20 protein-coding genes are annotated in these 19,513 nt (G+C 65.3%); 14 read left to right on the top strand and 6 right to left on the bottom strand.

Annotated features, from left to right (window positions below; translation table 11 throughout):
- Positions 1 to 45: 45 nt before the first annotated feature.
- Positions 46 to 849, bottom strand: a complete 804-nt coding sequence (locus AC5RWX_RS20820) for a DUF4194 domain-containing protein (protein WP_494098210.1) — start codon at positions 847 to 849, stop codon at positions 46 to 48.
- 1 nt (position 850) lies between these two features.
- Entirely contained in the window at positions 851 to 2,299 is a 1,449-nt protein-coding gene (locus tag AC5RWX_RS20825; protein WP_494098211.1) for a DUF3375 family protein, read from the bottom strand.
- A gap of 230 nt (positions 2,300 to 2,529) precedes the next feature.
- On the opposite strand from AC5RWX_RS20825, the gene AC5RWX_RS20830 reads away from it, so the two are divergent.
- The 3 genes from AC5RWX_RS20830 to AC5RWX_RS20840 all read left to right on the top strand — a co-directional run bounded on the left by AC5RWX_RS20830 (position 2,530) and on the right by AC5RWX_RS20840 (position 5,835).
- A complete protein-coding gene (locus AC5RWX_RS20830; RefSeq protein ID WP_494098212.1) occupies positions 2,530 to 2,832 on the top strand; it encodes a hypothetical protein in 303 nt (100 codons plus the stop codon).
- Positions 2,833 to 2,890: 58 nt separating this feature from the next.
- Entirely contained in the window at positions 2,891 to 4,930 is a 2,040-nt protein-coding gene (locus AC5RWX_RS20835; protein ID WP_494098213.1) for an acyl-CoA dehydrogenase family protein, read from the top strand.
- 65 nt (positions 4,931 to 4,995) lie between these two features.
- Positions 4,996 to 5,835, top strand: coding sequence for a hypothetical protein (locus AC5RWX_RS20840; RefSeq protein ID WP_494098214.1), 840 nt, complete (start codon positions 4,996 to 4,998; stop codon positions 5,833 to 5,835).
- Here AC5RWX_RS20840 and AC5RWX_RS20845 read toward each other — a convergent pair whose 3' ends face one another.
- On the bottom strand, positions 5,836 to 6,234 hold the full coding sequence (locus AC5RWX_RS20845; RefSeq protein WP_494098215.1) for a YchJ family protein: 399 nt from the start codon (positions 6,232 to 6,234) through the stop codon (positions 5,836 to 5,838).
- Positions 6,235 to 6,463: 229 nt separating this feature from the next.
- On the opposite strand from AC5RWX_RS20845, the gene AC5RWX_RS20850 reads away from it, so the two are divergent.
- The 5 genes from AC5RWX_RS20850 to AC5RWX_RS20870 all read left to right on the top strand — a co-directional run bounded on the left by AC5RWX_RS20850 (position 6,464) and on the right by AC5RWX_RS20870 (position 10,344).
- A complete protein-coding gene (locus AC5RWX_RS20850) occupies positions 6,464 to 7,255 on the top strand; it encodes a hypothetical protein (RefSeq protein ID WP_494098216.1) in 792 nt (263 codons plus the stop codon).
- A 27-nt stretch (positions 7,256 to 7,282) separates the two neighbouring features.
- Positions 7,283 to 8,287: an aldo/keto reductase family protein gene (locus tag AC5RWX_RS20855; protein WP_494098217.1), complete on the top strand. Its 1,005-nt coding sequence runs from the start codon at positions 7,283 to 7,285 to the stop codon at positions 8,285 to 8,287.
- Between the two features lie 202 nt (positions 8,288 to 8,489).
- Positions 8,490 to 8,660, top strand: a complete 171-nt coding sequence (locus tag AC5RWX_RS20860; protein ID WP_494098218.1) for a hypothetical protein — start codon at positions 8,490 to 8,492, stop codon at positions 8,658 to 8,660.
- Between the two features lie 61 nt (positions 8,661 to 8,721).
- Complete coding sequence (locus AC5RWX_RS20865) at positions 8,722 to 9,849, top strand: sulfite oxidase (RefSeq protein WP_494098219.1); 1,128 nt, start codon at positions 8,722 to 8,724, stop codon at positions 9,847 to 9,849.
- 114 nt (positions 9,850 to 9,963) lie between these two features.
- On the top strand, positions 9,964 to 10,344 hold the full coding sequence (locus tag AC5RWX_RS20870) for an RNA-binding S4 domain-containing protein (protein ID WP_494098220.1): 381 nt from the start codon (positions 9,964 to 9,966) through the stop codon (positions 10,342 to 10,344).
- Between the two features lie 34 nt (positions 10,345 to 10,378).
- On the opposite strand, the gene AC5RWX_RS20875 is transcribed toward AC5RWX_RS20870, so the two are convergent.
- The gene (locus AC5RWX_RS20875) at positions 10,379 to 10,885 is read right to left on the bottom strand and encodes a hypothetical protein (protein ID WP_494098228.1); all 507 of its coding nucleotides are present in this window, start codon (positions 10,883 to 10,885) and stop codon (positions 10,379 to 10,381) included.
- A gap of 493 nt (positions 10,886 to 11,378) precedes the next feature.
- Here AC5RWX_RS20875 and AC5RWX_RS20880 point away from each other — a divergent pair, with 493 nt between their 5' ends.
- Both AC5RWX_RS20880 and AC5RWX_RS20885 read left to right on the top strand, forming a co-directional pair.
- A complete protein-coding gene (locus AC5RWX_RS20880) occupies positions 11,379 to 11,996 on the top strand; it encodes a uracil-DNA glycosylase family protein (protein ID WP_494098221.1) in 618 nt (205 codons plus the stop codon).
- 13 nt (positions 11,997 to 12,009) lie between these two features.
- Positions 12,010 to 12,942, top strand: a complete 933-nt coding sequence (locus AC5RWX_RS20885) for a hypothetical protein (protein ID WP_494098229.1) — start codon at positions 12,010 to 12,012, stop codon at positions 12,940 to 12,942.
- A gap of 18 nt (positions 12,943 to 12,960) precedes the next feature.
- Here the strand turns inward: AC5RWX_RS20885 and AC5RWX_RS20890 are convergent, their stop codons facing one another.
- Positions 12,961 to 14,211, bottom strand: coding sequence for a type II toxin-antitoxin system HipA family toxin (locus AC5RWX_RS20890; protein WP_494098222.1), 1,251 nt, complete (start codon positions 14,209 to 14,211; stop codon positions 12,961 to 12,963).
- On the bottom strand, positions 14,208 to 14,468 hold the full coding sequence (locus tag AC5RWX_RS20895; RefSeq protein WP_494098223.1) for a type II toxin-antitoxin system Y4mF family antitoxin: 261 nt from the start codon (positions 14,466 to 14,468) through the stop codon (positions 14,208 to 14,210). Before AC5RWX_RS20895 ends, AC5RWX_RS20890 begins: the two co-directional genes overlap by 4 nt.
- 225 nt (positions 14,469 to 14,693) lie before the next feature.
- Between AC5RWX_RS20895 and AC5RWX_RS20900 the strand changes: the two genes are divergently transcribed.
- The 4 genes from AC5RWX_RS20900 to AC5RWX_RS20915 are packed head-to-tail and all read left to right on the top strand — an operon-like array spanning position 14,694 to position 19,453.
- Positions 14,694 to 15,401, top strand: coding sequence for a FadR/GntR family transcriptional regulator (locus tag AC5RWX_RS20900; RefSeq protein ID WP_494098224.1), 708 nt, complete (start codon positions 14,694 to 14,696; stop codon positions 15,399 to 15,401).
- 34 nt (positions 15,402 to 15,435) lie between these two features.
- A complete protein-coding gene (locus AC5RWX_RS20905; RefSeq protein WP_494098225.1) occupies positions 15,436 to 16,476 on the top strand; it encodes an asparaginase in 1,041 nt (346 codons plus the stop codon).
- Between the two features lie 7 nt (positions 16,477 to 16,483).
- Positions 16,484 to 17,929 (top strand): aspartate ammonia-lyase, encoded by a 1,446-nt coding sequence (locus tag AC5RWX_RS20910; protein ID WP_494098226.1) that lies wholly within the window; start codon positions 16,484 to 16,486, stop codon positions 17,927 to 17,929.
- A 12-nt stretch (positions 17,930 to 17,941) separates the two neighbouring features.
- Positions 17,942 to 19,453, top strand: a complete 1,512-nt coding sequence (locus tag AC5RWX_RS20915) for an amino acid permease (RefSeq protein WP_494098227.1) — start codon at positions 17,942 to 17,944, stop codon at positions 19,451 to 19,453.
- Positions 19,454 to 19,513: the final 60 nt, after the last annotated feature.

Genomic DNA, 19,513 nt, shown 5'->3' on the forward strand with positions numbered 1-19,513 from the left:
GTCCCGGGTTCGTCAGCTCGCCCAAAGGCAGCATGGTTGCGATGCTCACTCGGCCTCCTCCGCTTCGGTGGCGTCCTCGGTTTCGGCAGGCTCAACCACCGGGTCCCGGTCAAGCTCTATGAGCGCTTCGGTGCCGGTGGCATCTGTTGTTGCTGCTGCCAGGGCTTCTATGTGGGCGGGGATATCGCCGATGTTTTCGAAGGGGAGGGCCAGGGGCAGGGCGTTGGAGATGGTGTAGACGTCGTCAAGGCCCGTGGGCAGGAGGAGTTGACGGGCCAGGAGCTTGGTGATGGCCCTGTTGACCACGTCCGAGTCACGCAACGCGTCCTGCTGGCCTGCGGGCTGGTAATGCGTCACCAGGTCGGCGATTTCCTCGCGGGTAATCGTTGGGTCTGTCTGCGCGGTGACGTGCCGGTCCAGCAGCAGGCGCACCCGCAGCAGGACAATGGTCTCCACCCGGCTGAGTGCCCGCTGCTGCCGCAGGATGCTGGAGCGCGTGTTGCCGCCGATAGCGTCCGGATCGACCGGGCGCAGGACCGCGATCTTCCGTTCATGGTCCAGCTGCATCGTAAGGAACAGCTCGGAGAGCCGGCTCCGCAGGATTATCTGGTTGTCCAGCAGGACCGTCCAGAGCTTTTCGTCCCGGCCGCCGTCAACGTAGGGACCCTTGAGGAGCTTTACCAGCGCCTGCCGCACCTTCATGGACAGCACGCCGGTATCGCCGGGGAACAGGGCGGCACCGTCCATGAAGGTGTCGCGGGGGGTTACGGCGAAAGCCCGCTCCGCGCCGGAGGCCGCCCCTTGGGCCGCATCCGGCGCCGAACCGGCCGTGTTTGTCACATCAGTCATATCAATCCCTCTTGAGCTTCACCAGCGGCAGGTAGGCCCTGCGCAGGGTGCCGTCAATCTGTTCAAAGTCCAGGGCGTCGAGGGCGTCACGGTCGAAGCCTGCCCCCGCATGCAGGGCGCTCGAGAGGAGCGCCCGGATGGTGTTGATGTGCTGCTCCTCCGGCGGCAGCTGCTGCCACGCCTCGGAGAGGGTGGACGCGCCGGCCATCGCGGAGCGGATGACTTCAGGCTTGGCCTTGCCGGTCCTCGCCGAGCGCACGCGGTCCGAGTCGCTGAAGGCAATGGGGTCGGCGAGTTTTGGCGGTGCGGCGAACTCGTCCGGGTCGAAGAGCTTCACCATGGACAGCGACTCGAACCCTGCGTTGAAGAGGACGGGCCCGGGCACCAGCCCTGGACGTTCCCGTTCGTACGGAAGCGACCGGATGGCCTGCTCAGCTTCGCGGAGCACTTGCCGGAGCCGGACTGACTGCCGGAAATCGTCGCTTTGGATGTAGGTGTTGAGGCTTTCACTGAGCTTGCCGTAAATCCGCTGGATCTGGCTGTGCTGCTGGCGGAGTTCGGCCACAAGGTTCTTCAAGGTTTCCCGGTCCTCGGGTGAGAGGTCGTCCGCGAACTGCCGGCTCAGGACCTCGCCGATCGCCGACCGGAACCTGAGCTGCTGCTGCGGGTCCTCCAGGAAAGCCGTGAAGGAACGGAATGTCCTGCCCTCCGGGCTTTGGCGAAGGCGCTTGTCGGCGTCCAGCACCTGCGCCATGGTGGCACCCTTGGTCAGCGACTCCTCGATGATCTGGTTGCGCAGGCCGCCCACCAGTTCCTCGATCCGGTCACGCATCTTTTTGTAGTCGGCGGGCAGGCTGGCGGCGAGGTCCAGGATGTTTCCGGCCGCTTCAACTGCCTCGTCGTCATCCAGCAGGCCGTCGAACTCGCCGGAGCTGATGTCCTGGATCAGCTGCTGGCGCTCTTCGATTTCCTCTTCCAAGGACTCGAGGCGGGCACTTTGGTCCGGATTGGTCTCGTTGGCGAGCTTCTCGACGTCTCCCAGCAGCGTACCGAGGCGCGACCCGTTCAGGGTGGACCGCTCGCTGGACAGGCTGTCGAGGAAGGCGAGCACACGCGCGGCCGGTTCGGTGACCTCGTAAACGATTTGGCCTGACTGGTTCCGCCGCGTCAGGAACTGCCGGCGCGTCCATTCATCGCCAAAGGCCTTCCCGTTGGCGCCGCCTCCCAGCCCGGGCTCCTGGCGGCGGAGCTCCTCAAGGAAGGAGTCGACGTCGGCGTGGAACTCCTCGAGCGGCAGTTGGGGCCGGGCGCGGGTAAAGGAGGCCTGCAGCACCGCGATCACCCAGGGGGCCGATCGGGTCAGGGCCCAGGCGGGTCCTTTGGTGAGGAGTTCGAGGTCCCGGAGCCGGGCGCTGATGGCGTCAGCGGATGACCTGGCGGAGCGGGGCACACACTCTCCTTGGGCTGTTGTGAGCGGCGGGGCAGGGGCTTCAAACGGAAAACTGCCAACAACAAGGTTAACGCAGGCGGCCGCGACCACTCCGTGACCTACTTAGCCGTAGTATCTCGATCCAATATCAAGAGGTCCTTCAGCCCGCCGCGGCTCTGGCTGGCCAGGCCGTCTGCCCCTACGCTCATGCTACTGATTTCGACCAAAGCAACGTTGCAGCAGGGGGACTCATGCAGTTCGATCTAAGCGCAGTGGAAACCGCCACCTTGGTATTCGTGGGCACGCTGGTGTTCGCCTTTATCCTGGCCGTCTTCGTCCTCACGGCCGGACTGGTGGCGCTGGTGCTGCTGGGCACGGGAAAGTTCGGGTGGACCGTAGTTTCGAAGTCGCTCCTGGCCGTGGTTCGCGGCATCAACGCAGGCTGGGACCGACTGGTGCACCACGCCACCGCATTTGACCCCGCCGGAGACTTTCAGGGGCAGTCCTCCCCTAGCACAGGAACCTACCCGCGGGTAATATTGAGAGACAGCTGAAGGGTTCTCCAACCCGGCGGACCTGGCTAAGAAAGCTATCCGGCCAAGGAGATAACCCATGAGCTCCGCCACTGACAGCCCCTCAAAGACCAACCCTGACAGCTCCACCAACAACAGCGCAGCAACGGACGCCCCGGCGGAGGAGACCCCCGTCCCAGCAGGCAAGATCGGCGGCAGCGTCACCGCGGACGAGGCCCGCGCCGTCGCCGAGGCGGCCCGCGAAACCGGCTGGGACCGCCCGAGCTTCGCCAAAGGGCTCTACCTGGGCAGTTTTGACCTCAGCCTTGTCCATCCCTGGCCCACCCCTGACCCGGCGGACGTGGAACGGGGTGAGGCCTTCATGGCCCGCCTCGCCGAATACGCGCGGACGATGGACGGCCGGATTATCGAGCGCGAGGCGAAGATCCCTGACGAATACCTTCAGGGCCTGGCGGACCTCGGCGTCTTCGGGATGAAGATCCCCGAGGAGTATGGCGGCCTGGGCCTGTCGCTGGTGTACTACGGGCGGGCATTGGCCCTGCTGGGCAGCGTGCACCCCAGCCTCGGCGCCCTCCTTTCGGCGCATCAGTCCATCGGCGTGCCCGAGCCGGTGAAGGTTTTTGGCACTGCCGAGCAGAAGCGTGAGTACCTCCCGCGCTGCGCCGCCGGCGCCGTGACAGCGTTCCTCCTGACGGAACCTGACGTGGGCAGTGATCCAGCACGGATGGGCAGCACTGCAACCCCCACGGACGATGGCGAATCCTACCTGCTGGACGGTGTCAAGCTGTGGACCACGAACGGTGTGATCGCCGAACTGGTGGTGGTCATGGCCGTGGTGCCGGGCCGCACGGATGCGGACGGCACCAGGCACAAGGGGGGCATCAGCGCGTTTGTGGTGGAGATGCACTCACCGGGCATCACGGTGGAAAACAGGAACTCCTTTATGGGCCTGCGGGGCATCGAGAACGGGGTTACCCGGTTCCATCAGGTGCGCGTCCCGGCGGCCAACAGGCTGGGCAAGGAGGGCCAGGGCCTGAAAATCGCGCTGACTACACTGAATACCGGCCGGCTCTCCATCCCGGGCCTTTGCGTCGGCTCGGGCCGCTGGAGCCTCAAAATCGCCCGCGAATGGTCCAACGCCCGGACGCAATGGGGCAGGCCGGTGGGCGAGCACGAGGCAGTGGGCAAGAAGATCGCTTTCATCGCCGCTTCCGCCTTCGCCCTGGATGCCGTCTTCGAGCTTTCCGCCGAGCTTGCCGACGCCGGCCAGAAGGACGTGCGGATCGAGGCCGCCCTTGCGAAGCTCTGGTCGACGGAAATCAGCTGCCGGATAGCCGACGAACTGGTACAGATCCGCGGCGGGCGGGGCTTCGAAACAGCGGAGTCGTTGGCAGCGCGCGGTGAACGTGCCGTACCGGCCGAGCAGCAGCTGAGGGACCTGCGGATCAACAGGATTTTTGAGGGTTCCTCGGAAATTATGCGCCTGCTGATCGCCCGGGAAGCCGTGGATGCGCACCTTGCTGCCGCGGGTGACCTTGCATCCATGGACGCGAGCCTGTCCGACAAGGCGAAGGCCGCCGTCGGCGCTTCCGGCTTTTATGCCCGTTGGCTCCCCAAGCTGGTGGCCGGCGCCGGCATGGACCCGCGCTCATACGGCGAGTTTGGCCGCTTGGCCAAACACCTGCGGTTCGTGGAGCGTTCGTCCCGGCGCCTGGCCCGGCAGACGTTTTACGGCATGGGCCGGTGGCAGGCAAAGCTGGAACGCAAGCAGGCATTCCTTGGCCGGGTGGTGGACATCGGAGCGGAACTGTTCGCCATGACGGCGTGCTGTTCACGCGCGGAAATGCTGCTTCACACTGCTCCCGAAAAGGCCGCGAGCGCCTACGAGCTCGCGGAGGCGTACTGCGAGCAGGCCCGCGTGCGCGTCGACGAGTACTTCGACCAGCTGTGGCGGAACACGGACGACGCGGACCACCGCCTTACCCGAAAGGTTCTCGCCGGCGACTATACCTGGCTGGAGGCAGGCGTACTGGACCAGTCGGAAGGCACCGGCCCATGGATTGCGGACGCCTCCCCCGGAGCCTCTCAAAGGGAAAACCTGCACCGCAACTACCGCTGACGCCATCGGTCGCGAAAATAGTAAGCACCCTTGCTATCTACACGTTGCGATGATTGAGTTGACCCATGAGCAGCTCAACGGACCCAGAGAACCTGCCCCCACGACGCGCCCGGGAGGACGCTGACCGGAGCGGAAGCTACCGTGCCGCCGCGGCTGATGATGATGCCACCCGCACCTACGACCAACAGCCCGCAGCAGATGCCACGCCGACATCCACCTACGACCGGGTGCCGGCTGGCCCCGCCGGCTCGACTGGTGCCTCCGCAGAGCGCGACTATGTCCCTGCGGCCTCGGCACCTGCTGTTGATCCGAACCTGACCGACCGGCAGACCGCCGTCGCCCGGGAGAAGGAACGGTTTGGCGGCATCAAGGTGGGCTCGGCGTTCTTCGGCTGGCTGACCGCCACCGGCATGGCCGTGCTGCTGACCGCCCTGGTGGCTGCAGCCGGAACGGCTGTAGGCCTTGCAACCAACACGGACGTCAACGAGGCGGTGAACCAAGCGGCCCAGAACCAGGGCACCGTTGGCCTGGTGGGCATCATCGTCCTGCTGGTCATCCTGCTCCTCTCCTATTACTGCGGCGGTTACGTCGCGGGACGCATGGCGCGCTTCAACGGCGCCAAGCAAGGCCTCATGGTGTGGATCTGGGCGCTGATCGCAGCTGTCCTCGTATCCATCCTCGGCCTCGTGTTCGGGCAGCAGTTCAACGTGCTGGCCAACCTCAACAGCTTCCCGCGCATCCCGATTAATGAGGGGGAGCTCACCACCACCAGCATCATTGCGGCCGTAGTGGTGGCACTGGTGGCACTGGCAGGCGCCGTGTTGGGCGGACTGGCAGGCATGCGGTTCCACCGCAAGGTTGACCGGGCAGGTTTCACCCCGGACGAGGACTACGACGACGAGTAGTCAGGCCAGGACTTCCCCGTCCAGGTAAAACCAGCGGCCGTTTTCCCGCACGAACCTGCTGACCTCGTGATGCGCCCCGCGCTCGCTGCCGTGCCGGAACCAGGCTTTGAACTCCACCGTCCCCTGGACGTCCAGCGGGCCGCCGCGGTTGGTGGAAACAATGTCCAGGCGCCGCCACTGCAGGTCTGGATCAAGGTCCAGGTTCGCCGGGGCCTTGTCCGGGTGCCACGTGCGCAGCAGGTAAGGCCCGTCCAGGAGCACAAACGCGCTGTAACGGGAGCGCATGAGCTGTTCTGCCGTTGCTGCTTCTGCTTTCCCGGAATGGAACCGCCCGCAGCACATCGCGTACGCCTCGCCGGACAAGCACATGCAGTTCGTGATTGGTGTGTTCTCCGCCATGAATGCTCCTGTTTCCTGCTTCGGGCCGGGCAGTTGCATGCCCTGGTTCCCCGTCCGACTATAGGCGCCCCGGCAGCCTGGTATCGGGCGTAACAGCTTTGAAACAACCCGGGACGCACCGCTCCGCGCGTCGGCATGGCCCAGCAAAAATCCGTATGGTGGAGAAGGAGCTGTTGCCGGCAGAGGGGCGCAGGTGCGGGCTTCACGGCCGGCAGAGAGGAGAGATGACGTGGAAAATCCAGATACGCTCATCCTCAACCTGACCTTTTTGGGGACTGTGGGAATGGCTTTCCTGATGTTCCTGGTCCTCTTCCTGCTGGGAGTCATCACGCTCGTGCTCGCGGGGATCGGCCGGCTGGCAGCCGTCACGCTGATGGCCTTGTTCGGCAGGCGCTCCCGCGATCGAAGCGTCCCACTGGTCCCTTTGGACAACTCTTTCCGGAAGGGGCCCGACGACGGCCCTGCGGTTTCCGCTGCCGGTCCCGCTGATGGGGGCCCGGCCACGGCGAAAGCCCCGAAAGCCCCGCTTCAGCGCCAGGACTGGCGATCGATGCTGAAGCCGGCACACGTGCGTTCGGTGCTGCGCACCGCCGTCGTCCATCACCCCGTACTGACGGCTGCGCGCCGCGAACCCCCCGTCCTTGCCGAGGACTGGGCCTCCGCTGTTGCCGAGGCGGACGCCAGGGCAATCGCGCGGGCGCGGGCGGCCACACCGGAAATCAAGCTTTCAGTTCGGGACCTGCCTGATCCCCGCATTCCTGCCGACAAGGTGGCGGAGGTCGCTCCGCTTGTGGAGTCTGCCCTGGACAACCACGGCCCGGGCCGTGTGCCGCGGTCGTTCAAGAAAACGCAGTCTCCGGGGCCGCTGTCGCCGCTGGACACGGGATCGCTGGTGTCATTGTCAGGTCCGGCGCAGGTGGTCAAAGGCGCCACTTCGAAAGGCTCAGCCGCCAAGGGAACTGCCGCCGATCGCCCCGCATCCACGGGCAACCCCCATAAGGGCAGGCGCCCCTTACCCTGAGCAACCATCTGGGTTAGCGTGAAACCCATGGAATTCAGATACCTCGGAAACAGTGGCTTCAAAGTCTCGGAAATTACCTTCGGCAACTGGCTCACGCACGGCTCCCAAGTGGAGAACGACGTCGCTTCCCAGTGTGTGAGGGCGGCCCTCGATGCCGGCATCAGCACCTTTGACACGGCGGACGTCTACGCCAACACGGCTGCGGAAACGGTCCTCGGCGAAGCCTTGAAGGGCGAGCGCCGCGAGTCCCTGGAGATCTTCACCAAGGTCTTTGGCGCCACCGGCCCCAAGGGCAAGAACGATCTTGGCCTGTCCCGCAAGCACATCATGGAATCAATCAACGGCTCCCTGCGCAGGCTGCAGACGGATTATGTGGACCTCTACCAGGCTCACCGCTACGACTTTGAAACGCCGCTGGAGGAGACCATGCAGGCGTTCGCGGACATCGTCCGGCAGGGCAAGGCACTGTACATCGGCGTCAGTGAGTGGACGGCTGAGCAGCTCGGCGAAGGCCACGCACTGTCCAAGGAGCTCGGCTTCCAGCTCATCTCCAACCAGCCGCAGTATTCCATGCTGTGGCGCGTCATTGAGGCCGAGGTGGTACCGGCGTCCGAGGAGTTGGGTGTATCCCAGATCGTGTGGTCCCCCATGGCCCAGGGTGTCCTCAGCGGGAAGTACCTGCCCGGCCAGCCCGCTCCCGAAGGCAGCCGGGCCACGGACCAGAAGGGCGGCGCCAAGATGATCGAGCGCTGGATGCGCGACGACGTCCTGACCGGGGTCCAGGAACTCAAGCCCATTGCGGAGGAAGCCGGCCTTTCCATGCCGCAGCTTGCCGTCGCCTGGGTGCTGCAGAACCCGAACGTGGCTTCGGCCATCATTGGTGCGTCCCGGCCGGAGCAGATCGCGGACAGCGTGGAGGCGGCAGGGGTGAGGCTGGAACCGGACGTGATGAAAAAGATTGACGACGCCATCGGCTCCCTCGCAGAACGTGATCCTGCGCAGACCAAGTCCCCCTCCAAGCGGGAACACTAGGCGGAGGATTCCACGTCGGACCTGCCGGACCTCGCCGTCACCGGCTCCACCGGCGGCCTGGGCGGAATGGTGGCGCAGCAGCTTGCCGCGGCTGGTTCCGCCCAGCGCCTGCTGGTGCGGGACGCAGCACGCGCGCCCGGGCTGGAGGACGCCGCGGCTGTGGTGTGCACGTACTCCGCTTCAGAAGCAACTGAACGCCTGGGTGAGCACGTACACGGCAATCGCGGCCGGGGAATTGGCGGGAGTGTCTCCTGATGTGTACGGGCTGGCCGGCCAGGATCCCACCAACCTGGCGGGGTTCCTGACTGGTCCCCAGCTGCAGTTGTCCCCACCGCCGGTGCGGGCCGTTGACGTGCCGGCGGGGCGGGCGTAAACCTGTGGCAAGGGCACCATCCAGCCCAGAACAGTCCCCCGCCGACTAGAATCGCAGCGCCATGAAGCAGATCCACGACAACCTGCAGACCACCCCTCCAGCTGAGGGTTCCGGGGAACCGGCCGCGGTGCCGGCCGGGCCCACTACCGGCCCGCTCACTCCGGAGGAACTTCAGTTGGGCGCCCGCAACCACTCCATGCCCCTGGAGGCGCTCCGACGAGACATCACTCCGCCGGGACTTCACTACATCCTGACGCACTTCGACATCCCCGACGTCGATCCTGCCGCTTGGCACCTCCGGATCAGCGGCGCGGTGGAGCGGGCGCTGGAGCTGAACATGGCGGCGCTACGGAAGGATCCCGCGATCACCGTACCGGTCACGCTGGAGTGCGCGGGCAACGGCCGGTCGCTCCTTTCACCCCGGCCCATGAGCCAGCCCTGGGTCCTTGAAGGAGTGGGCACCGCACACTGGACCGGCGTTCCCCTCGCGTACCTCCTCGGCAAGGCGGGGGTGCTGCAGAACGCCGTGGAAGTGGTCTTCACCGGTGCGGATGCCGGGATTCAAGGTGGCGTCCCCCACCACTATGCGCGGAGCCTGCCCATCCGGGAAGCTCTGCGTGCCGACGTCGTGCTCGCCTACAAAATGAACGGCAGCGAGCTGCCGCCCCAGCACGGATATCCCCTGCGGCTGGTTGTCCCCGGCTGGTACGGCATGGCCAGCGTGAAGTGGCTGGAATCCATCGAGGTGGTCACTGCCCCCTTCGCTGGCTACCAGCAGCAGGTCGCATACCGCTACCAGGATTCAGCGGACGACGCCGGGACGCCGGTTTCGCGGATCAGGGTACGTTCGCTGATGGCGCCGCCGGGCGTCCCGGACTTTTTCACCCGCAAGCGGGTGTTGCCGCCGGGACCCGTGATGCTGCAAGGCCGTGCCTGGTCCGGGCAGGCGGCGGTGACTGCTGTGGACGTGGGCATCGATGACAAATGGCTGCCGGCGCACCTGGAAAAACCCGCGGGAGGGTTCGTCTGGCGCAAGTGGACGCTGCCGTGGGTCGCTGACCCGGGTGAGCATGTGCTGGCCTGCCGTGCCACGGATGCCAGCGGCGCCACCCAGCCCTTGGAACAGAACTGGAACTACCAGGGGCTGGGCAACAACGTGGTGCAGCGGATCAGCGTAAGGGTTGAGTAGCGGCCGGTACAGAGGCAGGGTTTAGCAGAGCCGTATAGAGGCAGGGCTGGGCAGGGCCCGGTTGGGACACCTGCCTACCGGGCCGGGGCGCCGGGGCTATACTCGGTGCCAGCCATGACCAGTCTTCCTTCCTCTCCCGCCAGCGTCCGCATCGATGCGTGGCTGTGGGCCATCCGGGCCTACAAGACCCGCTCTGCGGCTACTGCCGCGTGCCGCGCGGGCCATGTACGGCTGAACGGCAGCCCGGCAAAGGCCTCGGCAACGTTGGTTAACGGCGACACGGTGACAGTTCGGATGTCCGGTTACGAACGGATCCTCGAAGTGCGCCGGCTGATCAACAAGCGCGTAGGCGCTGAGGCCGCGTCCCACTGTTTTACGGACCACACACCGCCGCGGCCTGCCGCTCCGGCGCTGGGCCTGCCGCAGCGTGACCGTGGCACTGGCCGGCCTACCAAGAAAGACCGCCGTGAGATGGAACGCCTCCGCGGGGCATGATCCCACCTGGGCCGGAGCCTGATGGCAGTCTTGCCTAGCCTTTGACCCGTGCCCGCACCAGGTTCGCGAACGGCAGGTGCCCGTACTCCTCAATGAACGCCGTGTGGTACTCGGCTTCGGCCTTGTTCAAGCCTTCGGCTGGAAGTTCCTTCCAGGCGAGCAGCAACTGCCCGGCGTCCTTGAGTTGCCAGACCAGGCGGCCGTCCCAATGCCCTGGCGGCTTGCCCTGCCCGAAGTCCAGGAACTCCTGGATCTGCCGCCGGAGCCCTCGGTTGCCTTTGCTGCCCGGACCGGCTTTCCCCAGATAGAGCACCGCGGCGGCATCCACCCACTCGGCTGCGAGCGCCGGTACCGGCAGGGACGGGTCCTTCTTTTTGAAGACGCCGGCGGTGCTTTTCTTCAGAAATTCCGGCTGGAATCCTTCCGGCGCCATGACAGCGAAGACGCCCGTACCCTGCGGGACCCGCATGGCGTCCAGGTCCTGAAACGACCTGAAGCCCGCAAAGCCGTCATCTTTCAGGCCCTTCCTGGTGAACTGCATTCCTATATTGAACAGCACGCCTCCTACTGAACAGCACATCTTCGGGGAGCCGCTCCTTTATCCACATAGCTCCTCGGGCCTCTGTTTTCGCCGCGCCCGGCTGGAAGACTTTGTCCATGGAAGCAACAGCGTCGGCGGAACCCGGGGTCAGGAAGCGACTCAAGCAAAGGGACGTCTTCCTGGTCCCCGGTTTGCCGATGCCGTGCGCACCGTTGCATCCACCCGTCCAGCCGCTGACGGCCCGAGAATGATTGACCAGCTCCGCGAACTGGAAGACCGGAAAGGCGGCAGCAGCCGCGATGCAGGCCCGGATCGCCGTAGCCTACGACCTGGCAGTATGGCGGGGGCAGGCTGCCGACACACAGTAGAACTCCGCACACCCACCGGGCACATCTACCGATCCACCGCCCCACCCCTGCCCTGCTCCATGCGCGGAAGCGTAGAGTGGCCTAAGACGCCTGTTTCTGGACGCCTTGCTGCTGAGGGAGAAATCGTGACGATTGATTGGGACGAAAAGAAAGCCCTGCTACAGGAACCGAACATCGCGAAGGTAACCCAGCTTTGCGACGAACTGATGGAAAAGAAGCCGGGCTCCACCGTCCCCTACATTGACCCGGTGCACGACGAGGATGAATGCCGGATCGTCAGCCTGATGGTCAGCCCGGGAAAGGGTACCGAATCCGGCTTCGTCTCGCACTACAACGACGACGAAGCGGCCCGCCGGGCCACCCAGATCTACGAACTCGCTGAGCTCGAACCCCGCTACGTAATGCCGTGGAACGCCTATCCATGGGTACGTGATCCGGGTATGCCGTCGGCGCTGAGCGTGCAGGAAAAGACCGACGGCCTGCGCCCCTTCCGTCAGTTTCTGAAGATCAACTCACGCGTTTCCGCGATCATTGCCCACGGCACGGACGCTTCCACTTTCCTCACGCTGTTCGAGAAGACCTACCATTCATCGCTCAAGAACAGCGGTATCAAGGTCTACAAGGCCACCGCTCTGGGCGGCCGGGCGTTTGCTGTCTCCGAGGCGAAGCAGGAAGAGCTTCTGGCCAAGAGTGTGGACATCTACAAAGACGCGATGCAGCGGGCAGGCATCCAGCACCTCTAATCCGGTGACGCGACTGGACGTGCTCGACTGGCTGCTCGATTCCGACCCCGCCATTCGCTGGCAAGTCCTCCGCGACCTCACCGACGCTTCGCCCATGGAGATCCAGGCCGAGCGGGAGCGGGTAGCGAACCACGGCTGGGGCGCCAGGCTCCTCGCCCTCCAGGATACGGACGGGCAATGGGCAGGCGGTACCTACTGGCCCGCCTATGACGATGACCCGGACACCCAGCCGTGGACGGCCACCACCTACAGTCTGCTGCTCCTGCGCGACTTCGGCCTGGACCCCTCGAGCCGGGAAGCCCGGCAGTCTATCGCTCTGGTGCGCGCGAACAGCCGCTGGGAGGAGGGCAACCAGCTCTTCTTCGATGGCGAAGTGGAACCGTGCATCAACGGGATGACCGTGGCACTCGGGGCGTACTTCGGAGAAAACGTGGACCCGGCGGTGGAGCGGCTGACCCGCGAGCAACTGGCTGACGGCGGCTGGAACTGCGAGGCCGAAAGAGGCTCCACCCGCTCCTCCTTCCACACCACTATCTGCGTGCTGGACGGACTTCTCGAGCACGAACGGAGCACTGGAGGCACCGGTGGATCCCGGGAAGCGCGGCACCACGCCGAGGAGTATCTCCTGGATCGCCGGCTGCTGAGGCGGGAGTCTACCGGGGAGCTTATTAGCCGGGACTGGCTTCAGTTCTCCTACCCCACCCGCTGGTTCTACGACGTCCTTCGCGGCCTGGACTACTTCCGCGCCGCCGGCGGCGCCCCTGACAAACGCCTCGAGGAGGCGGTGGAGGTGCTGCAGTCAAAGGAACAACCGGACGGCATGTGGCTGCTGGAAAACACCCACCCGGGCAAGGTCCACTTTCCACTGGAGGACGGCGACGGGCAACCGAGCCGGTGGAACACCCTCCGCGCGCTGCGCGTACTGCGGTGGTACGAGGGCTCATGAGGGCATGCGCCGCCAGGCTTAGCCTTCCATCAATCTCCGGCGGTGCTTCAGCTCCTTGACCCACGCCCTGGTGACCAAGTCCGGAAACGGTGAGCCGCCGTCCTCGTTACCCTTCGGGCCGCGCCCCTTCAAGGCGCGGAAGGCAGTCCCGTCCTCCAGCTCGGGGATCAGCGGTCCCGACGCCTTCAGTGCGAGCTCCAGAACCTGGACAGCCGTCCGGCCGGTGAGCCCCAGCTCGGTGGCCCAGCCCAGGAAGTGGCGGCGCGAAATCCCTGTCCGCTTCCCATGCATGGTCAACGCGAGAGTTTTGTCGCCGTAAACCACCGTGGAGGGGATGTCGTACACCGGCGCGATGACCCACTCTCCATGCGGCTGCTGGATCATGGAGACGTTCTTGGCGTGCAGGTCTCCGTTGCCTGTCAGCCATGCGTAGGCCGCCTGGATCGCCAGGTTTCGAAGGGCGGGAAGCGGTGCCGAGCAGTAGTCCGCGAGCGCATGGCACACCTGGCTGTACCCCACGTTGTACTTGTCCGCCGGGTAGAGCTTCAGCACTTGCGCCCCGTCCTCCACGGCGAGGCGCCGCACGGCATCAGGCCCTGCCTCCGGCACGGGTACGCGGTCGAAACGCTCCACCAAGAGCCCCGGCCGGCCGGCAACATCCCGGATCAGCTGGACGCGGCTCAGGGGAATCCGAAGCCTGGCGGCGTAGCGGAACATAACGTACTCGTTCTCCACCACATGCGGGAACTCCGGCGCATTGAGCTTCAGGATGAACTGACGCCCAGTGCTGGCCACCGCGACGGAAATCATGCCGGCGGACAACTTGTCCTGCACACCGGCCAGGGCTACGGGATCAATCAAGTCAGGGTCGCCGAGCAACTGGTCAAAATCGACAGGGCGGCGTGGGTCCAGGCGGACCGCGTGATCATCCTGGTTCAAGGGTTCCCCGTGGCCGACGATCTGGACGTCTCCCACGGGATTGCCGCCGGCCGCGATCAGAAGGGACAGGTCGTCGTCCGCGCTGGTTTTGATGGATCGACGCAGGGCGTTGAGACGGCGGCCCTCCGGCAGCAGACCGGTGAAATAGGGCGGAGCGGCCCCCGCACTGGACAGCACGGGTTCGTTCGTGAGCGGCAGGGAGGTGGCGACGGCGGGTCCCCCGGTGCTGAGGTAGCTCGCCAGGTAGCTGAACCTCGTGCCGCCGTCGTGCCGTTCAAGCCGAGCGGCGAGGATGCCCGCCTTATAGATATCGGCGATGCGGTGCCTCACGTCTGCTCCCGCTGGCCCGCTGCCGCCGTCTTGTTCTGGAGCGTGGCGGTGCGTGTGCGTGTCGCCAACTGAAGCTCCAAACCGAGCGTTTCAAGCAGCGCCAGAAGTGAGTCCAGCTGGACGCTCGGTTTCCCCTGTTCCACAAACCGCACGAACCTCTCCGAAACCCCTGCCAGTTGGGAGAGATCGTGCTGCGTCAGGCGGAGGGCCGCACGCCTGGCCCGGACTTCCGCCCCAAGGTAGTGAGAGAAAGACATTTGACCCCCGCCTCTTTCGGCACGATCGTTCCGATTGGTGTCCTATGCAAACTCTATAGCGGGCTACTCATCCTGCATAGGGCGCGCCCCGGAACGAGCGTGCCGCAAGGGGTGGCAAAAACAAGCCTGCACTTGGCGTCTTGGCCAGCTCGAGCGGTCCGCTAGAGAGGCCGCCGTGTCATGGCCCGCTTTGACAGCAGCTGTGACCCCTGCCATATTTGAGGTGTGAACCTGTCAGACAGCCGGACAGCAGGACAGCCTGCAGCCCTTCCACTCGCCCGGCTTAGCGCTGCCGAGGCAGTCTTCAACGCGATCCGGCAGGACATCGAGTCGGGGCGGTTGTCTGTAGGCAGCAAACTGAGCTCCGAAGCCACGCTTTCCCAGCAGTATGGCGTGAGCCGCTCGGTGATCCGCGAAGCCCTCCGCTCCTGCACGGCCCTGGGACTGACGATTACGAAAACAGGCAAGGGGACGTTCGTCGTTGCCAACAAAGTGGCCAACGATCTCACTTTGGGCCAGTACTCAGCCCGGGACCTCACCGAAGCCCGCCCGCACATCGAAGTACCCGCAGCCGGACTGGCCGCGGAACGCCGCAGCGACGAAGAGCTGGAAACGCTCCGCCACATCGTGGCCGCGATGGCCACCGAAACCGATCCGGCGTCCTGGGTATCACTGGACTCGACCTTCCATGCCGCCATCGCCCGTGCCAGCGGCAACAAGGTCTTCGCCAGCGTAGTGGCGGACATCCGTGGCGCCCTGGCCCACCAGTCCGAAACCCTGAACATGGTGGCTGACCGCCAGCACGCCTCAGACACCGAACACCAGCAGATCCTGGCCGCCATCGAGGCAGGTTCGGCCGAGGAAGCACGGGCGGCCATGGCCCACCACCTGCACGCTGTCGGCGTTGCCCTCGAATCCATCCTGAACAACTAACGTCCGCAACCGAACACGCCCACCCGAGGACCCCATGCAATCCCCTGCGCTGTCTGCTGCCCACACTGCTGCCATGCTTCCGCGGCACGCCCCCCTGGTTACCGTCATTCGTGACGGCCTCGTCGAAAGCGTGCACTACGGCTCAGCCGTCGCCCTTGCGGCGAATGGCACCACGGTGACGGCAGCGGGTGATCCCCTGATGCCCTTTTATCCGCGGTCCGCGCTCAAGCCGCTCCAGGCTGTCGCCATGGTCCGCGCCGGGCTCGAGCTGCCGGCCGACCTCCTTGCCTTGGCAGCGGCAAGCCACTCGGGCGCCGCAAAGCACCGCCAAGGAGCCCAGCGCATCCTCGAACTGCACGGACTCAGCGTCAGCAACTTCGAGAACAGCACCGACCTCCCCTACGGCGTCCTCGAGCGCGAGGAATGGCTGCGCAACGGCGGCGGACCCACCCAGCTGACCCAGAACTGCTCCGGCAAGCACGCTGCGATGGCCGCCACCTGCGTGATCAACGGCTGGCCGGTCCAGGGCTACCTGGACCCCACACATCCGCTGCAGCAGCTGGTTGCCAGGACCGTGATCGACCTGGCTGGCGAGGAACCCCTTGCCGTCAGCACCGATGGCTGCGGTACCCCGCTGTTCGCCCTTACCCTGCGGGACATGGCCCGTGCCTTCGGTGTGATCGCGAAGGCGGCCGCAGCCGGCGACGGCAGTGCGGAAGCCGCCGTCGGGCTTGCCATACAGGGTCACCCGGACATGGTGGCCGGGGAAGGGCGGGACGTCACCGCGCTGATGCGCCTGCTCCCAGGGTCAGTGGCCAAGGACGGCTTTGAAGGCGTGCAGCTGGTGGGCCTGCCAGACGGTGCCGCCGTTGCCGTGAAGATTTCCGACGGCGGCGACCGCGCCAGGATGCCGGCCACCGTCAAGCTCCTCGAGGCGCTGGGCGTGGACGCCACGCCGCTCTCGTCAATCGCAACAGCACCCGTTCTCGGCGGCGGCCACCAGGTGGGCCTGCTGCAGGCTGCCGACTTCCTGCCCCATACCTCAACGTCCATACCCGTCAACGAAGCCCTGTAAGGACCCCATGACCACGATTAACACCGCCGCACCTGTCCGATCGGAACACGACCTGCTTGGAGACCGCGATGTCCCCGCCGACGCCTACTGGGGCGTGCACACCCTCAGGGCGGTGGAGAACTTTCCCATTACCGGCCAGAAGCTTTCATCGAACATGCACCTGGTCCGGGGCCTGGCAGCCGTCAAGCTTGCCGCGGCCCGCGCCAACCGGGAGCTCGGGCTGCTGGACTCCGAACGCTCCGACGCCATCGAGCGGGCGTGCCAGGACATCCTGGACGGCCGGCTTGCCGACCAGTTCGTGGTGGACGTCATCCAAGGCGGCGCCGGAACGTCGTCGAACATGAACGCCAACGAGGTCATCGCCAACCGTGCCCTGGAGATCCTGGGCCATTCCAAGGGCGACTATTCCCGCCTGCACCCCAACGACCACGTGAACCTGTCCCAGTCCACGAATGACGTCTACCCCACGGCAGTAAAGCTGGGCACCATCTTTGCCGCCCGGGAGCTGCTGGACGCCTTGGCCGAACTGGAGGAAGCCTGCGCGTCAAAGGCGCTGGAGTTCCGCACGGTGGTCAAGATGGGCCGCACCCAGCTGCAGGACGCCGTGCCCATGACCCTGGGCCAGGAATTCGGCACCTATGCCATCACCATCGGCGAGGACCGGCTCCGTCTTGCTGAAGCCGACCTCCTGATCCACGAAATCAACCTCGGCGCCACTGCAATCGGCACGGGCCTGAACGCACCCCTGGGCTATGCCGAGGCCGCCTGCCGGCACCTCGCGGAGATCACCGGCCTCCCGCTGGTCACCGCCCCGGACCTCATCGAAGCCACCCAGGACGTGGGTGCCTTCGTCCACCTCTCTGGAGTCCTGAAGCGCGTGGCGGTGAAGCTCTCCAAGATCTGCAACGACCTCCGCCTCCTCTCCTCCGGCCCGCGCGCCGGTTTCGGCGAGATCAACCTGCCGGCCGTGCAGTCCGGTTCCTCCATCATGCCCGGCAAGATCAACCCGGTAATCCCGGAAGTGGTCTCCCAGGTTGCCTACGAAGTCATCGGCAACGATGTCACCATCACCATGGCAGCCGAAGCCGGGCAGCTCCAGCTCAACGCGTTCGAACCCGTCATCGTCCACAGCCTCCACAAGAGCATTTCCCACCTGGAAGCCGCGTGCCGCACCCTCACGGCCCGTTGCATCCGGGGCATCACCGCCAATACCGAACACCTCCGCCTCACCGTGGAGCAGTCCATCGGCCTGGTCACAGCCCTGAATCCCCACCTCGGCTACGCCACCGCAACCGCCATCGCGCAGGAAGCACTCGCCACCGGCAAGGGCGTGGCCGAGCTCGTCCTCGAACACGGACTCCTCACCAGCACCCAACTGCAGGAACTCCTCAGCCCTGAACGCCTAGCCAACCTCAGCAAACAGGCTCTGGCCCCGAATCAAACGGCATCTTAAAAGGACATCCCCATGACATATCCCCCCATCACAGACCACACCGTCCCGCCGCAGGCGCACGCTCCTGAGTCAGCGTTGCATGCCGAGGACAAGGGCTACCACAAGAACCTTAAGCCGAGGCAGATCCAGATGATCGCCATCGGCGGCGCGATCGGTACCGGACTGTTCCTGGGTGCCGGCGGCCGGCTCAACGCCGCAGGACCGTCCCTGGTCATCGCCTACGCCGTCTGCGGGTTTTTCGCGTTCCTGATCTTGCGCGCGCTGGGCGAACTCGTCCTCCACCGCCCCTCCTCAGGGTCCTTCGTCTCCTACGCCCGGGAATTCTTCGGTGAAAAAGCCGCGTTCGTTTCCGGCTGGTTCTACTGGATCAACTGGGCAACCACCACCATCGTGGACATCACCGCCGCGGCCCTGTACATGAACTTCTTCGGCAACTACATCCCCTGGATGGCAGCAGTCCCACAATGGGCCTGGGCCCTGATCGCCCTGGTCGTGGTCCTGGCTTTGAACCTGGTCTCGGTCAAGGTCTTTGGCGAAATGGAATTCTGGTTCGCCTTGATCAAGGTCGCAGCCCTGGTCGTGTTCCTCATCGTGGGCACCTACTTCGTCATCTTCGGCACCCCCGTGGACGGCCAACAAGTCGGCTTCAGCCTCATCGCCGATAACGGCGGCATCTTCCCCAACGGCCTGCTGCCCATGATCATCCTCATGCAGGGCGTCCTGTTCGCCTACGCCTCCATCGAACTCGTCGGCACCGCCGCCGGCGAAACCGAGAACCCCGAAAAAATCATGCCCAAAGCCATCAACTCCGTGGTCTTCCGCATCGCGGTGTTCTACGTCGGCTCCGTGATCCTCCTGGCCCTGCTGCTGCCCTACACCTCCTATGAAAAAGGCGTCAGCCCCTTCGTGACGTTCTTCGGCTCCATCGGCATCCAGGGCGTGGACGTCATAATGAACCTCGTGGTCCTCACCGCCGCCCTGTCCTCCCTTAACGCCGGGCTCTACTCCACCGGCCGGATCCTGCGCTCCATGTCCGTCAACGGCTCCGCCCCCAAATTCGCTTCCCGCATGAACAAAGCCGGCGTCCCCTACGGCGGCATCGCCATCACCGCCGGCGTCTCCCTCCTGGGCGTCCCGCTGAACTACCTCGTTCCGGCCGACGCCTTCGAAATCGTCCTCAACGTCGCCTCCGTCGGCATCATCATGACCTGGGCCACCATCGTCCTGTGCCAGATCCAACTCCACCGCTGGGCCAACAAAGGCTGGCTCAAACGCCCCGCCTTTCGCATGTTCGGCGCCCCCTACACCGGCTACCTCTCCATCCTCTTCCTCCTGGGCGTACTGATCATGGTCTTCATCGAATCCCCCCTGACCATGCTCGTCACCGCCATCGCCTCCATCCTGATGGTCTTCGGCTGGTACGCCTGCCGCAAACGCATCCGCGACATCGCCGAAACCCGCGAAGGCTACACCGGCACCGCACCCGTCATCGCTAACCCACCCGCAGGCACCTTCAAAAAGTAATCCCGCTTCAGGGCGGACGACGGCGGCACCCCGGGTTCTGAAATTCCAGAACCTGGGGTG

The sequence above is a fragment of the Arthrobacter sp. SPT-J7 genome, assembly GCF_059089965.1.

What these genes read in the sequence shown, in the direction of transcription:
- AC5RWX_RS20820 (WP_494098210.1), bottom strand. Translation starts at nt 849, where the DNA reads ATGACTGATGTGACAAACACGGCCGGTTCGGCGCCGGATGCGGCCCAA.
- AC5RWX_RS20830 (WP_494098212.1), top strand. Translation starts at nt 2,530, where the DNA reads ATGCAGTTCGATCTAAGCGCAGTGGAAACCGCCACCTTGGTATTCGTG.
- AC5RWX_RS20835 (WP_494098213.1), top strand. Translation starts at nt 2,891, where the DNA reads ATGAGCTCCGCCACTGACAGCCCCTCAAAGACCAACCCTGACAGCTCC.
- AC5RWX_RS20840 (WP_494098214.1), top strand. Translation starts at nt 4,996, where the DNA reads ATGAGCAGCTCAACGGACCCAGAGAACCTGCCCCCACGACGCGCCCGG.
- AC5RWX_RS20845 (WP_494098215.1), bottom strand. Translation starts at nt 6,234, where the DNA reads ATGGCGGAGAACACACCAATCACGAACTGCATGTGCTTGTCCGGCGAG.
- AC5RWX_RS20855 (WP_494098217.1), top strand. Translation starts at nt 7,283, where the DNA reads ATGGAATTCAGATACCTCGGAAACAGTGGCTTCAAAGTCTCGGAAATT.
- AC5RWX_RS20865 (WP_494098219.1), top strand. Translation starts at nt 8,722, where the DNA reads ATGAAGCAGATCCACGACAACCTGCAGACCACCCCTCCAGCTGAGGGT.
- AC5RWX_RS20870 (WP_494098220.1), top strand. Translation starts at nt 9,964, where the DNA reads ATGACCAGTCTTCCTTCCTCTCCCGCCAGCGTCCGCATCGATGCGTGG.
- AC5RWX_RS20875 (WP_494098228.1), bottom strand. Translation starts at nt 10,885, where the DNA reads ATGCAGTTCACCAGGAAGGGCCTGAAAGATGACGGCTTTGCGGGCTTC.
- AC5RWX_RS20895 (WP_494098223.1), bottom strand. Translation starts at nt 14,468, where the DNA reads ATGTCTTTCTCTCACTACCTTGGGGCGGAAGTCCGGGCCAGGCGTGCG.
- AC5RWX_RS20905 (WP_494098225.1), top strand. Translation starts at nt 15,436, where the DNA reads ATGCAATCCCCTGCGCTGTCTGCTGCCCACACTGCTGCCATGCTTCCG.
- AC5RWX_RS20910 (WP_494098226.1), top strand. Translation starts at nt 16,484, where the DNA reads ATGACCACGATTAACACCGCCGCACCTGTCCGATCGGAACACGACCTG.
- AC5RWX_RS20915 (WP_494098227.1), top strand. Translation starts at nt 17,942, where the DNA reads ATGACATATCCCCCCATCACAGACCACACCGTCCCGCCGCAGGCGCAC.